Here is a 14,376-nt window from a genome sequence, read left to right on the forward strand (position 1 = left end):
GACGGGGAGCTTGCGGGAGGCGGGGCCGGAAAGGGTGCCCTGAGCACCCGCGGCGACCGTGGTACGGCTGTCGCGGGCGGGCGTCTCACTGATCCTCATGGGTCGGGGGCTCCCAGGAGTCGGTGGATCCGCCCACGCACTGGAGCGAGGGCTGCGATCACGATATCGGCCGGACGTGAACAACGGAATTCACGCCATTATGTGCGTCGCGACGATGACCGTAGGAGGTTATACGCAGACCCATGCTCGTTTCATCAAGCTGACCATGTCAACACCGGGGGAGCAAGACCCGTTCGTTAAGACGCTGGATTCGGGGGGCATTAGCTGGTAATGCGGATGGAATTAAACTTCAGTAACAGACGCACCATAAATCCCACTAGTCGGGCTCGGCACGCACACGAACCAGGCGATTGGCGCGAACCCCATCGCAACGGAGCCTCCGCCTGGTTACGTTGAAGCGCGGAGCACACCAAGGAGTCCCGATATGCGGATCATGCTCACTCTGGTGGGCGAGCACGGTGGTCGTGACGTCGTCATCGAGGGCGACGAGGGCACGACGGTCGCCGCGGTGGCGGAGGCCCTCGGCGGCGCGACCGGCGAGCGGCTGGCCAAGGTGGTCCGCCTGTCGCGGGCGCGCGCGCCGTACGGGATGGACCGGCGGTCCCTCGTCCCGGCGCAACGGACGCCCGAAACCACCGACGGCGTGCCGCGGCTCTGGCGCGGCGGGCGGCCGCTGGACCCCGGGGCCGCGGCCATCCGGGTGCTGCGCAACGGCGACCTGGTCACGCTCGACGCGCGGCTCGCCGGGGCCACGGTCGCCGAGGAGCCCGGCGGGATCGTCGAGCTGCGGGTGGTGGGCGGGCCGGCGGCGGGCTCGGTACACCGGCTGGGGCTCGGCAGTCACATGATCGGCTCGGCGGCGGCGTGCGCGGTCGCCGTGCCCGACCCGGCGCTGCCGCGGGAGGCCGCGCGGCTGCGGATCACCACCGAGGGCGTCATGGTCGAGCCGCCCGTCGTCACCGCCGCCCCGCCCGAGCCCAGGCGGCGCAGACGGCGCAGGAAGCGCGGGCGCAAGGGCATCGCCCCGGAGATGCCCCTGCCCGGCCCTGAGATCGCCGTGGCGCAGCCGACACCGGTACTCGAAGGCCGGTACCTGGCCGAGGCCACCCCGTGGCCCTGGGGCGCTCTGATGGTCTGCGGCAGCTCGGCGTTCACCCTGACCGAAATAGAGCCGCCCGACGCCCACCTCGACTCGCGCGCCGACGGCGGCTTCGCCTACAACCGGCCGCCCCGGCTGGCGCGGCCCGACCGGATGCGCCGGCTGGAGGTGCCCGCCGAGCCCAGGCGGAGCGACGGGGTCCGGTTGCAGCTCCTGGCCGCCATGCTGCCCGCCGTACTGGGGCTGGGCCTGGCGTACTTCCTGCAGATCTGGTACTTCCTGCTGTTCGCCCTGATGACCCCGATGATCATGATCGGCCAGTGGTGGAGCGACAAGCGCCACGGGCGCAAGCAGTACCGGCAGGCGCTCAAGGAGTACAAGCAGCGGATCGCCGCCTTCGAGGAGAGCCTGGAGACCGCCAGGGCCGCCGACGAGGTCGCCCGCAGGGCGCTCGCGCCCGATCCCGCCGAGGTGCTGCTGACCGCGACCGGCCCGCGGCGGCGGCTGTGGGAGCGCCGCATCCACGACTCCGACGCGCTGCGGCTGCGCGTCGGGCTCGCCGACCTGCCCGCCGACCTGGAGATGGTGCCCGAGCGCGGCGCGCCCGCCGACGCCGTACTGCCCGGTCCGCCGGTCTCCCGCGCGGTGCCGGTCGCCCTGGCCATGCGCCGCCTGGGCGTGGCCGGCATCACCGGCCCGCGCGCGCAGGCGGCGGGCCTGGCCAGGTGGCTGGTCGGGCAGGCCGCCGCGCTGCACAGTCCGAGGGACCTCGCGGTGGTGGTGCTGTCGGCGCACGGCGACGGCAACGACCACTGGAGCTGGGCCCGCTGGCTGCCGCACTGCGCCCCGCACGGCGGGGAGGACTGCGTGGCGCTGATCGGCGCCGACCCTGAGGCCGCCGCCCGGCGGGTCGCCGAACTGGCCGCGCTGATCGACGAACGGCTCGGCGAGGAGGCCGCCTCCCCCGGGTTCGGCAAGGTCCCGACCGGCTGGGACGACCTGGGCTGGGGCGGCGAGCGCAAGTCGTCCGCCTGGGGGGCCACCGAGGAGCCCGCCTTCTCCTCCTACGACGAGCGTCCCTACGACGTTCTGGTCGTGCTCGATGGGGCGCAGGTGCTGCGCGCACTGCCCGGCATGCCACAGGTACTGCGGCAGGGCCCCCGGGCGGGCGTCTACACCCTGGCCCTGGACGAGGACCGGCGGCTGCTCCCCGAGGAGTGCGCCACGGTCGCCGACTGCGACGCCGGCGGGTGGGTCCGCCTGCTCGGCGGCGGCCTCGACGCGCTCGGCGACATCCTGGCCGACCAGGTACCGGCCTCCTGGTGCGACCGGCTGGCCCGCGCGCTGGCCCCGATCCGTGACGTCAGCAGGGACGAGTCCGCGTCCGCGCTGCCCGACTCGGTCCGGCTGCTGGACCTGCTGAGCATGCCGGTCCCGTCGGTGACGGCGATCAGCGAACGCTGGAAGGGCGCGACCACCCGCGCGCAGCTCGGCATCGGCCCGGACGGCCCCTTCGCCGTGGACCTGCGCCGCGACGGCCCGCACGCCCTGGTCGCGGGCACCACCGGCGCGGGCAAGTCCGAGCTGCTGCAAACGCTGATCTGCTCGCTGGCGGTGGCCAACCGGCCGGACGAGATGACGTTCGTGCTGATCGACTACAAGGGCGGCGCGGCGTTCAAGGAGTGCGTACGGCTGCCGCACACCGTCGGCATGGTCACCGACCTGGACGGGCACCTCACCAAACGGGCCCTGGCCTCGCTGGCCGCCGAGATCCGGCGCAGGGAGCGCCTGCTGCTCGACACAGGGGCCAAGGACATCGAGGACTACCAGGCCGAGCAGGGTTCGCGCCCGGCGCTGCCCCGGCTGGTGCTGATCATCGACGAGTTCGCCGCGATGGTGACCGAGCTGCCCGACTTCGTGACCGGGCTGGTGGACATCGCCAGGCGCGGCCGTTCGCTGGGCATCCACCTGATCCTGGCCACCCAGCGGCCCGCGGGCGTGGTCACCGCCGACATCCAGGCCAACACCTCACTGCGGATCGCGCTGCGGGTCACCGAGGGCGTCGAGTCCACCGACGTCATCGACCGGCCGGACGCGGCGCACATCTCCAAGTCCACGCCGGGCCGGTGCTACGTCAAGTCCGGGGTCGGCGCGGCCACCGCCGTGCAGGCGGCCAGGATCGGCGGGCGCGCGGGCGGGCAGGGCGGCGGCGACCGGGTCAGGGTGGCCGAGCTGGGCTGGCGCGCGCTCGGCCACGCGCTGCCCGCCGCGGCGGCCGAGCAGCAGGAGACCAGCGCCGCGAGCGACCTGTCCGCGCTCACCCAGGCCCTGATCGACACCGCGCGGGCGCTGAACGTCCCTGAGCAGCCCACGCCGTGGCTGGACCCTCTTCCCGAGCGCGTCACCGTCACCGAACTCGGGTACGGCTCCGTGCCTCCCGAGGGCAAGGAGGTGCCGCCGCTGGTGTTCGGGGTGACGGACGAGCCGTGGGCGCAGGGCCGCCGCGAGCTGGCGCTGGACCTGGTGAACGGCGGGCACCTGCTGCTCGCCGGGGCGGCCCGCAGCGGACGTACCACGGCCCTGCGGACCATCGCCGGGGCGCTGGCCGGCGCCGCCTCGCCCGCCGACGTCCACCTGCACGCGATCGACTGCGGCTCCGGCGCGCTGCTCCCGCTGGTCGGCCTGCCGCACTGCGGCGCGGTCGTCACCCGCGACCAGCTGGACCGCGCCGAGCGCCTGCTGACCCGGCTGCGCGCCGAGGTGGGCCGCAGGCAGCAGCTCCTGGCCGCCGCCGGGTACGCCTCGCTCGCCGAGATGCGCGCCGCCGAACCTTCCGGCGCGGGCCCGGACGGCGAACGCCCCCCGTGGCTGCTGCTGATGCTCGACCGCTGGGAGGGGTTCGTGGCCGCGTTCGAGGGCTACGACTACGGGCGGCTGATCGACACGATCCTCCAGATCTTCCGTGAGGGGCCCGCGGTCGGCGTGCGGGCGGTGGTGACGGCCGACAGGTCCGGCCTGCTCGGCCAGGTCTCCACGGTCTTCGACGAGCGGCTGGTGCTGCGCCTGGCCGACCCCGCCGACTACGGCCTGGCCGGGCTGCCGCTGCGCGACCTGCCCTCGTCCATGCCGCCCGGCCGGGTGCTGGCGATGAGCGACCACGGGCTCGTGGAGAGCCAGATCGCCCTGCTGGCCGCCGAACCGTCCGGGCCCGCCCAGGTCGCCGCCCTCCAGGCGCTGGCCCGCGAGCCGGTCTCGGTCTCGCCGCGCCCCGGGTGGGAGCGGCCGATGCGGGTCGATCCGCTGCCGATGCGGATCACCGCCACCCAGGCGATGGAACTCGCCCCCGCCTTCGAGCCGCCGTCGCCGCTTTGGGCGCTGCTCGGCGTGGGCGGCGACGCGCTCACGCCGCTCGGCGTCGATCTGGTCGGGCAGGGGCCTGGGGCGGTGATCGCGGGGCCGTCGCGGTCGGGGCGTTCGGCCGCGCTGCTGACCGCCGCCCGCTCGCTGCTGGCGGCCGGTACTCCGGTCGCGGTGGTCGCGCCGCGCAGGAGCCCGCTGCGCGACCTTTCCGGGCAGCAGGGGGTGCTGGCCGTACTGGGCGCGGACGGCGACCTGCGGGCCGCGCTGACCGGGCACGACCGGTTCGTGGTGCTGGTGGACGACGCCGAACTGATCTCGCCGGACTCCGTGCTCGGCGGGACTCTGGAAGAGGTGCTGCGGTCCGGCCGCGACGCCGAGCACGGCCTGATCATCGCCGGTCCCACCGGCGACCTGACCACCGCCTACCGGGGATTCGTCGCCGAGGCCCGCAAACCGCGCACCGGGCTGCTGCTCTCGGTGCAGAGCCCCGCCGACGGCGACCTGTTCACCGTACGTCTGCCGCGCGGCGCGGTGGGCGGCCCGCCGGGGCGCGGGCTCCTGGTCACCCTGGGCACCGTCACGCCCGTCCAGGCGGCGCTGCCCGAGTGAAGGGGCCGGAAAAACGCGCGGGCGCATCCCTGCCGAATGCGCCCGCGCGTTTTTCAGCCTGCTGTCATTGGGTGGCGGACTCGATGTTGCCCCGGTAGGTGTTGATGACCCGCGACGCTTCCTGAAGCTCCTCGGCCATCCGCTGGAAGGCGGCACGGTAGTTCTGCCAGGAGTCACGGAAACGCTCGGCTCCCGGTCCGGTCCACGCGGTGCCGACCTTCGCGGCCTCGCGGTCCAGCGCGGCGGTGGTCGCACGCACCTGATCGGCCTGTTGCGTGAACTGAGTGGCCATCTGCTGCATTTCAGCGGGATTGCCACCGAGCAAGCTCTGGCTCATGCCAGTCTCCTTCTGGTTGACGTCACAAGGTCGCCAAGCGCCATCACGTTAGACGCCAGATTACGGCGAGAGAGCCGTTATGCCGAGTGGCTATCGAGAACTGGCACGAATCAAAGCGCGGATCCGTGCGGGAGACCCGGTCCTCGATCACCGGGCGCATTCGCGCGGGGTCCCGCAATGCGAGGGGCCGAAGACGCCTAAACTCCGTGGGAAGGCCGAGTGCTCCGGTCCCCCGGGAGCGATGGGCGGCCGTGTGAGGAAGGAACGACGTCTGTGCACAAGGTCCTGATCGCCAACCGTGGTGAGATCGCCGTCCGGATCGCGCGGGCGTGCCGCGACGCGCAATTGGCCGGCGTTGCCGTCTACGCCGACGAAGACCTCGACGCCCTGCACGTCACCATGGCCGACGAAGCCTACGGGCTCGGCGGCTCCACCCCGGCCGACACCTACCTGAACATCGGCAAACTGCTGGAGATCGCCAAGCGGAGCGGCGCCGACGCGGTCCACCCCGGCTACGGGTTCCTGGCCGAGAACGCCGACTTCGCCCAGGCCGTCATCGACGCCGGGCTCACCTGGATCGGCCCGCCGCCGGCCGCGATCACCGCGCTCGGCGACAAGGTCTCGGCCCGGCACATCGCCCAGCGCGCGGGCGCGCCGCTGGTCGCCGGCACCCCCGACCCGGTCGAAGGCGCCGCCGAGGTCACCGCCTTCGCCGAGGAGCACGGCCTGCCCATCGCGATCAAGGCCGCCTTCGGCGGCGGCGGGCGCGGGCTGAAGGTCGCCCGCACCATGGAGGAGATCCCCGCCCTGTTCGACAGCGCGGTCCGCGAGGCGGTCACCGCCTTCGGCCGCGGCGAGTGCTTCGTCGAGCGCTACCTGGACCGCCCCCGGCACGTGGAGACCCAGTGCCTTGCCGACGCCCACGGCAACGTCGTGGTGATCTCCACCCGCGACTGTTCCCTCCAGCGCCGACACCAGAAGCTGGTGGAGGAGGCCCCCGCGCCCTTCCTCACCATCGAGCAGCGCGACCTGCTCTACCGCGCGTCCAAGGCGATCCTGCGCGAGGCCGGCTACGTCGGGGCGGGCACCTGTGAGTTCCTCATCGGCGCCGACGGCACGGTGTCCTTCCTTGAGGTCAACACCCGGCTCCAGGTCGAGCACCCGGTGAGCGAAGAGGTCACCGGCATCGACCTGGTGCGGGAGATGTTCAGGATCGCGTCCGGCGAGCCGCTGGGGTACGACGACCCGCCGCTGCGCGGGCACTCCATCGAGTATCGGATCAACGCCGAAGACCCCGGCCGCGGCTTCCTGCCCGCCCCCGGCACGATCACCGCGATGCGGCTCCCCGCGGGGCCGGGCGTGCGGCTCGACGCCGGTTACACGGCCGGGCAGACCGTGCCGCAGGCGTTCGACTCGCTGATCGCCAAGCTGATCGTCACCGGGGCCGACCGGCGGCAGGCGCTCGCGCGGGCGCGGCGGGCGCTGGCGGAGTACGAGATCGAGGGCATGCCCACCGTGCTGCCCTTCCACCGCGCGGTCGTGGCGGACCCGGCGTTCACCGGCGAGCCGTTCACCGTCCACACCGGCTGGATCGAGTCCGGGTTCGACAACACCATCCCGCCCTACGCCGTCCCTGCGGCGGCTCCGGAGGAGACGGGCGCGGAGCGGGAGCGGATCACGGTCGAGGTCGGCGGCAAGCGCCTGGAGGTGGTGCTGCCCGCGGGGTTCGCCGCCAACGGTACGGCGGCCGGCCGCGCATCGGGGGCGCCCCCGCGCAGGCGCGCCGCCGCAGCCGCCAAGAAGGCCGCGGCCGGCGGCGACTCCCTGGTCAGCCCGATGCAGGGCACCATCGTCAAGGTGGTCGCCGACGACGGCGACACGGTACGCACCGGCGACGTCATCGTGGTGCTCGAAGCGATGAAGATGGAACAACCGCTCACCGCGCACAAGGACGGTACCGTCTCCGGGCTCAGCGCCGCCGTCGGCCAGACGGTCAACTCCGGCGCGGTCATCTGCGACATCAAGGAGTCCTAGCGCCTGTGGCCCCTGGGAAAGAGATACGGTCGAGTTGAGGGGACGAGGGAACTCCGCCGACCGCCCGTTCGTCCTTCCGGGCGAAGGAGGCTTGCTGCCGTGAAAATGACCCAACCGGCCCGCCGCGCGGGCACAGCGCTCGCCGCGCTGCTCGCGGGGCTCTTCGCCCTGCTCGCGATGGCGCCCGCCGCGAGTGCGGCGGCGCCGCCCGACGCGGCCACCGTTATCGCGTCCTGGCAGAGCACCAGGGACAAGCTCTATGTGATGAGCGGCGCGTCGCTCACCTCCGCCCAGCAGTCCGACGTGCGCGACGTGCTCGCCGACTCCAAGCACCCGATCTACCTGGCCGCGTTCCCCGACGGCACGCTGCCCAACGACCAGGTCCGCTCCTATATGACCACGCTCGGCCAGGCCCTGGAGGCCGCGGGCAAGGGCAGCAGCTCGCTCGCCGTGATCGACGGGCAGAACCTGTTCGGCACCTCCGACGTGGTGAACCAGCGGACCATGGGCCGGATCTCCGACCTGTCCGCCCAGAACAACGCGGGCGATGTCGTCAACGTGGTGAAGGACTTCGTCAACCGCACCAACGCCGCCGTGAAGGGCGACAGAGACGGCGCGCTCGGCTCGGGCAGCAAGGCGGGCACGAGCGGCGGCGTCAGCTCCGGCGTGACCATCGCCCTGCTGGTGCTGCTCCTGGTGGGCGGCGGCGGCCTGTTCCTCTACTCGCGCAAGAAGCGGCAGCAGCGCGAGGCGCGCGAGGCCGCCGAGCTGGCCGCCGTCAAGCAGACCGTGGAGGAAGACGTCACCAAGTTCGGTGAGGAGATCACCGCGCTCGACGCCGACGTCAAGATGCTCGGCGAGGGCGGCGGCCACCTGACCGAGTGGCAGCAGGCGCTCGACTCCTACGAGAAGGCCAAGGTCGAGCTGGGCGCGGTCAGGCGGCCCGACGACGTGCGCGGCGTGACCTCCACGCTTCAGGACGGCCGCTACGCGCTGGCCGTGGTGAAGGCGCGGGTCAACCAGCAGCCGATCCCCGAGCGGCGGGCGCCGTGCTTCTTCAACCCGCAGCACGGCCCGTCCGTCCGCGACGTGCGCTGGGCCCCGCCCGGCGGCGCGGTCCGCGACGTGCCCGCCTGCGCGGCCGACGCCGAAGCCGTGGAGCACGGCCTCGACCCGCAGATGCGCGAGGTCGTGGTCAACGGCCAGCGGCGGCCCTACTACGACGCGGGCCCGGCCTACCAGCCCTACGCCTACGGCTACTACGGCGGCTTCGGCGACGTGATGAGCATCATGCTCGTCGGCACGCTGATGGGCAGCATGATGGGCGGCTGGGGCATGGGCGGCTACGGCATGGGTTATGAGCAAGGCATGACCGACGCCGGCGGCGGCATGGGCGGCGGAGACTTCGGCGGCGGCGGCGGAGACGCCGGCGGCTTCGGTGACTTCGGCGGCGGTGACTTCGGCGGCGACTGGTAGTCGTCCCCGGCCTGTGACGCGAAGACCCCGGTGGCCTTGGGCCGCCGGGGTCTTCCCGTTTTGTCAGTGGGTCGGATCGGGTCAGATGCCGCTGTTGGTCATCGGCTGCATCAGGCGACGGGCCGCCTCGGTCACCGAGCCGGAAAGCGACGGGTAGACCGCGAACGTGTGGGCGAGCTGATCGACCGTCAGCCGCTGCTGCACCGCCTCCGACACGGCCAGGATCTGCTCGGAGGCGCCCGGCGCGACGATGACCCCGCCCAGCACGATGCCGGTGTTGGGGCGGCAGAACAGCTTGACGAAGCCGTCGTTGAAGCCCTGCATCTTGGCCCGCGCGTTGGTGGCCAGCGGGAGCTTCACCACGTTGGCGTCGATCTCGCCGGACTCGATCTGGCGCTGCGTCACCCCGACCGTGGCGATCTCCGGGTCGGTGAAGATGTTGGCCGCCACCGTGGCCATCCGCAGCGGCTGGACGGCCTCGCCCAGCGCGTGCCACACCGCGATCCGGCCCTGCATGGCCGCCACGGAGGCGAGCATCAGCACACCGGTGCAGTCGCCCGCCGCGTAGACGCCGGGAGCGGAGGTGCGGGAGACCTTGTCCACCTGGATGAAACCGTTGGCGTCGAGGGTGACCCCGGCCTCCTCAAGGCCGAGCCCTCGAGTGTTGGGGATCATGCCGACGGTCATCAGGCAGTGCGAGCCCTCGGCCGTGCGGCCGTCTTCGAGAGTGACGACCACGCCGTCGGCGGTGCGCTTGACGCCGGCCGCGCGGGAACGGCCCATGACGTTCATCCCGCGCCTGCGGTAGACCTCCTCCAGCACCTCGGCGCCGTCGGGGTCTTCGTTGGGCATCATCCGGTCGCGGCTGGAGACCAGCGTGACCTCTGAACCGAGCGAGCGATAGGCGCCGGCGAACTCCGCTCCGGTCACCCCCGAGCCCACCACGATCAGGTGCTCGGGCAACTCGGGCAGGTCGTAGATCTGCCGCCAGTCGAGAATGCGCTCGCCGTCCGGGCGGGCGGTGGGCAGCACCCGGGGCGTCGCGCCGGTCGCGACGATCACCACGTCGGCCTCGATCGTGCGATCACCGGCCCGGACCACCTGCGGATCGACCAGCCGCCCCTGGGCGGCGATCACCTCCACGCCCTCGGCCGCCATGCGCGCCGCGATGTCGGCGGACTGCGCCTGCGCCAGCTCCTTGACCCGTTTGTTGACCAGCGGCAGATCGACCTGCACGCCGCCCACCTCGCCGTCGCCGCCGCCGGTGAAGTGGACCCCGAGCGAGGCGGCGTCGAGCAGCGCCTGCTTGCGCACAGAAGTGGCGATCAGGGTCTTGGACGGCACACAGTCGGTGAGCACGCAGTGCCCGCCGATGCCGTCCTTCTCCACAACCGTGACCTCCGCGCCCAATTGCGCGGCGACCAGGGCCGCCTCGTAACCGCCGGGGCCGCCGCCTATGATCACGATCCTCGTCACGTACACCATTGTCCCGTATCCCAGGAGTGCGCATCGATGCGGGCACGAAGGCACGAACCACCGGACCCCCGCCGCATGAGCCGCAGGCGTGCGATCTTGGATTACCCTTGGGTGCCGTGCCTGTTTACGCGGCCTACGGCAGCAACATGGACCCGGCGCAGATGGCTCAGCGGGCTCCTCACTCCCCGATGCGGGGCACGGGCTGGCTGCAGGGCTGGCGTCTGACCTTCGGCGGGGCGGACGTCGGCTGGGAGGGCGCGCTCGCCACCATCGTCGAAGACCCCTACGAGCATGTCTTCGTCGTCCTTTACGACGTCCCCGAATGGGACGAGCAGACCCTCGACCACTGGGAGGGCGCCTCCCTCGGCCTGTACCGGCGGGTGCGCCTGCGGGTGCAGACGCTGGAGGGCGAGGTGGTGGCGTGGTTCCACGTGCTGGACGACTACGAGGGCGGCCTGCCCGCCGCCCGCTACCTCGGCATCATCTCCGACGCCGCGGAGAAGGCGGGCGCCCCCGACGACTACGTCAAGGACCTGCGCAGCCGTCCCTGCACCTCGATGGGGAGCTGACCGCAGGGCGGCCGACTCCGGAGCATAGGGTCCCTGCACCTGGATGGGGAGCTGATCGCCGGGTGGCCCGGCGGCCGGTAGCCTCGGTCCTGTGACCCACGATGACCACACCCCCGGTGCGCTCGCGGAGCGGGCCGCGCGCGCCCTGACCTCGCAGACCGGATTGGACGCCTTCGACACGGCCCTGGTGATGGGCTCGGGCTGGGCCCCGGCCGCCGACGCGCTCGGTGGCGCGCTCGCCGAGATCCCGGTGGGCGACCTGCCGGGGTTCGCGCCGCCCGCCGTGGCGGGCCACACGGGCACGGTACGCGCCGTGGTCACCGGCTCGGGCCGCAAGGTCCTGGTCTTCCTTGGCCGCACCCACCTGTACGAGGGCCACGGCGTCGATTCGGTGGCGCACGGCGTGCGCACCGCCCTGGCGGCCGGGGTCCGCACGGTCGTGCTCACCAACGCGGCGGGCGGCCTGCGCCCGGAGCTCCAGCGCGTCGGCGACCCCGTGCTGATCAGCGACCACATCAACCTCACCGGTGCCAACCCGCTCACCGGCCCGGCGTTCATCGACCTGACCGAGGTCTACAGCAGGCGGCTGCGCGACCTGGCGCGCGAGGCCGATCCCTCCCTGACCGAAGGCGTGTACGTCGGGCTGCGCGGCCCCTCGTACGAGACGCCCGCCGAGATCCGGATGTGCCGGACCATCGGCGGCGACATGGTCGGCATGTCCACCGTGCTTGAGGCCATCGCGGCCCGCGAGGGCGGCGCCGAGGTGCTGGGCGTCTCGCTGGTCACCAACCCCGGCGCCGGGCTGGTCGACGAACCGCTCGACCACCAGGAGGTGCTGGCGGTGGGCCGGGCGACGGCGGGGCGGATGGGGCTGCTGCTGGCCAAGGCGATCGACAACCTCTAGCGCTCTTTTGCGCTCTTTTGCGGCTCGGGAGGGGTGCGCGTGCGCGATCTGGTACGGCGGGCGGAGGACTGGCTGGCCCAGGACCCCGACCCCGAGACCCGTTCCGAGCTGGAAGGACTGCTGGCGAGCGGTGATCAGGCCGCCCTCGCCGGGCGGTTCGCCGCCAAGCTGGAGTTCGGCACCTCCGGGCTGCGCGGCGAGCTGGGCACGGGCCCCAACCGGATGAACCGCGTCACCGTCATGCGGGCCGCCGCCGGTCTGGCCGCTGTGCTGGGCCCGGGCGGAAAGGTGGTCATCGGGTACGACGCCCGGCACAAGTCAGACGTCTTCGCCCGGGACACCGCCGCCGTGCTGGCCGGGGCCGGGCTGCGCGCCCTGCTGCTGCCCGGGCCGCTGCCGACGCCGGTGCTGGCCTTCGCGGTGCGCCACCTGGGCGCGGTCGCGGGGGTGACCGTGACGGCGAGCCACAACCCGCCGCGCGACAACGGGTACAAGGTCTACTGGGCGGACGGGCGGCAGATCGTGCCGCCGGTGGACGCGCGGATCTCGGCCGCCATCGACGCCGTGGGGCGGGTGGACCGGCTGCCGCTGGGCGAGTGGGAGGTGCTCGGCCCGGAGATCGCCGACGCCTACCTGTCGGCGGTGACCGCGCTGCCGCTGGGCGATCCGAAGGTTCGTGACCTGACCGTCGTCTACACGCCGCTGCACGGGGTGGGCGGCGGCACGCTGGGCAAGGCGTTCGAGCGGGCCGGGTTCGCCCCGCCGTACGTCGTGGCGGCGCAGCGCGACCCCGACCCGGACTTTCCCACCGTCGCCTTCCCCAACCCGGAGGAACCAGGCGCGATGGATCTGGCGCTGGAGCTGGCCGGGCGGCTCGGCGCGGACCTGTTGATCGCCAACGACCCCGACGCCGACCGGTGCGCGGTCGGCGTGCCGCTGGGCGGCGGCGGCCATCGCATGCTGACCGGCGACGAACTGGGCGGGCTGCTGGCCGAGCACGTACTGGGGGCCACGTCGGGCGGCTCGCGCCGGGTGGCGACCACGATCGTGTCCTCCTCGCTGCTCGGCAAGATCGCGGCGGCGCACGGGGTGGCGTTCGCGGAGACGCTGACCGGCTTCAAATGGATCATGCGGGCGGGGCCGGGGCTGGTCTTCGGGTACGAGGAGGCGCTCGGGTACAGCGTCGGGTCGGACGCGGGGCTGCCGGTGCGCGACAAGGACGGCATCGGGGCCGCGCTCACCGTCGCCGCGCTGGCCGCCGCCGCCCGGCACGCCGGGCGCACCCTGCTCGACCTGCTGGACGACCAGGCCAGGAAGTACGGCCTGCACGCCACGGGCGCGCTGTCCTTCCGCGTCGAGGATCTGTCCCTGATCACCGCGGCGATGGACCGGCTGCGGGCCGGCCCGCCCACCGCCCTCGGCGGCCGGGCCGTCGAGGGCATCGACGACTTCGCCGCCGGGACGAGCGCGCTACCGCCTACGGACGCCCTGCGCTTCCGGCTCGCCGGGGACGCCCGCGCGATCGTACGGCCGAGCGGCACCGAGCCCAAGCTGAAGTGCTACCTGGAGGTCGTCACCCCGGTCGGGCCCGACGGCGACGTCGACACGGCCCGAGCCCGCGCGGCCCAGGACATCACCGCCATCGGCGACACCTTGACCGCCGCCCTCGCCGGAGCCCCCTGAGACCAAGCCAGGGATGAGCGCGGCGGCAGCGGCGTTCGTCGCTGACGCTGTTCCGTCCTGAGCGGCGAGGTGCGGCGCGTAGCGGGCTATGGCTGTGTGGCCGGGCTCCGGTTCGCCGTCGTCAGGCCGGCCGTGATGAGGTCCGCGTCGAGGGGGGCGCCCGGCAGCGGGGTGGCGCCGCCGGGGCGCAGGCCGTCGAGGAGGGTGGCCAGCAACCGAGCGCGTACCGCGTCGCCGAGGTCGCGTGACACCGACGGCAGAGGGCGGGTGAGCACGGTGAGGAACATGACGAGGTCGGCGGCGCCTACGTCAGAACGCAGCGCCCCCTCGGCGCGGGCGGCCTCGACCAGAGTGTCCAGCGCCGCCAGGAGGTGGGTGCGCGCCTGGCGGAACTCGGTGGTCTGCTCGACGTGCGCGCCCAGGATGGGCAGCATGGCGACGATACGGTGTTCGACGACCCGCTGGGCGAACGCGGCGAGCGCCTGGCCGGCCGACGGCTCGGCGGCCAAGACCTCGGCGGCGAGGGCCGCCACCTGCGCCATGTTGTCCACCACCACGGCTCCGATCAGGTCGGCGCGGTCCGGGAAGTGGCGGTACAAGGTGGCGTTGCCGACTCCCGCGCCCGGGTGGCGTTCGGCTCGGCGCGCTGGCTCACCCGCTCGCGCAGGTCACAGGGCCGCTGACGAGCCCACGGCCCGCCGCCTGCGGAATGCGCTCAGGGCGGCGGGCCGCCTCGGTGGCGGGGTCAGTCTGCCGGGGTGTGGGCCGC

Annotated in this window: 9 protein-coding genes; 6 read left to right on the plus strand and 3 right to left on the minus strand. The window is 73.2% G+C overall.

Annotation, left to right across the window (positions count from 1 at the left end; genetic code table 11):
• Positions 1–484: 484 nt before the first annotated feature.
• On the plus strand, positions 485–5,128 hold the full coding sequence (locus tag C1I98_RS22285) for a type VII secretion EssC family protein (RefSeq protein WP_111169376.1): 4,644 nt from the start codon (positions 485–487) through the stop codon (positions 5,126–5,128).
• Positions 5,129–5,192: 64 nt separating this feature from the next.
• On the opposite strand, the gene C1I98_RS22290 is transcribed toward C1I98_RS22285, so the two are convergent.
• Positions 5,193–5,465, minus strand: a complete 273-nt coding sequence (locus C1I98_RS22290; protein WP_111169377.1) for a WXG100 family type VII secretion target — start codon at positions 5,463–5,465, stop codon at positions 5,193–5,195.
• Positions 5,466–5,738: 273 nt separating this feature from the next.
• Here C1I98_RS22290 and C1I98_RS22295 point away from each other — a divergent pair, with 273 nt between their 5' ends.
• Positions 5,739–7,499 (plus strand): acetyl/propionyl/methylcrotonyl-CoA carboxylase subunit alpha, encoded by a 1,761-nt coding sequence (locus tag C1I98_RS22295; protein ID WP_111169378.1) that lies wholly within the window; start codon positions 5,739–5,741, stop codon positions 7,497–7,499.
• A gap of 105 nt (positions 7,500–7,604) precedes the next feature.
• Positions 7,605–8,975, plus strand: a complete 1,371-nt coding sequence (locus tag C1I98_RS22300) for a hypothetical protein (protein WP_233508070.1) — start codon at positions 7,605–7,607, stop codon at positions 8,973–8,975.
• 81 nt (positions 8,976–9,056) lie between these two features.
• Here the strand turns inward: C1I98_RS22300 and C1I98_RS22305 are convergent, their stop codons facing one another.
• Entirely contained in the window at positions 9,057–10,451 is a 1,395-nt protein-coding gene (locus C1I98_RS22305; protein ID WP_111169383.1) for an NAD(P)H-quinone dehydrogenase, read from the minus strand.
• Between the two features lie 116 nt (positions 10,452–10,567).
• Here C1I98_RS22305 and C1I98_RS22310 point away from each other — a divergent pair, with 116 nt between their 5' ends.
• The 3 genes from C1I98_RS22310 to C1I98_RS22320 all read left to right on the plus strand — a co-directional run bounded on the left by C1I98_RS22310 (position 10,568) and on the right by C1I98_RS22320 (position 13,607).
• Positions 10,568–11,020, plus strand: a complete 453-nt coding sequence (locus C1I98_RS22310; protein WP_111169384.1) for a gamma-glutamylcyclotransferase family protein — start codon at positions 10,568–10,570, stop codon at positions 11,018–11,020.
• 91 nt (positions 11,021–11,111) lie between these two features.
• Positions 11,112–11,924, plus strand: a complete 813-nt coding sequence (locus tag C1I98_RS22315; RefSeq protein WP_111169379.1) for a purine-nucleoside phosphorylase — start codon at positions 11,112–11,114, stop codon at positions 11,922–11,924.
• A gap of 39 nt (positions 11,925–11,963) precedes the next feature.
• Positions 11,964–13,607: a phospho-sugar mutase gene (locus C1I98_RS22320; RefSeq protein ID WP_199537127.1), complete on the plus strand. Its 1,644-nt coding sequence runs from the start codon at positions 11,964–11,966 to the stop codon at positions 13,605–13,607.
• Positions 13,608–13,693: 86 nt separating this feature from the next.
• Here the strand turns inward: C1I98_RS22320 and C1I98_RS22325 are convergent, their stop codons facing one another.
• Positions 13,694–14,206 (minus strand): SbtR family transcriptional regulator, encoded by a 513-nt coding sequence (locus C1I98_RS22325; protein WP_111169381.1) that lies wholly within the window; start codon positions 14,204–14,206, stop codon positions 13,694–13,696.
• Positions 14,207–14,376 lie beyond the last annotated feature (170 nt).

The sequence above is a fragment of the Spongiactinospora gelatinilytica genome (assembly GCF_003236385.1).
Lineage (GTDB): Bacteria > Actinomycetota > Actinomycetes > Streptosporangiales > Streptosporangiaceae > Spongiactinospora > Spongiactinospora gelatinilytica.

Coding starts and splice junctions, on each gene's coding strand:
- C1I98_RS22300 (WP_233508070.1), top strand. CDS start 7,605: ATGACCCAACCGGCCCGCCGCGCGGGCACAGCGCTCGCCGCGCTGCTC.
- C1I98_RS22290 (WP_111169377.1), bottom strand. CDS start 5,465: ATGAGCCAGAGCTTGCTCGGTGGCAATCCCGCTGAAATGCAGCAGATG.
- C1I98_RS22285 (WP_111169376.1), top strand. CDS start 485: ATGCGGATCATGCTCACTCTGGTGGGCGAGCACGGTGGTCGTGACGTC.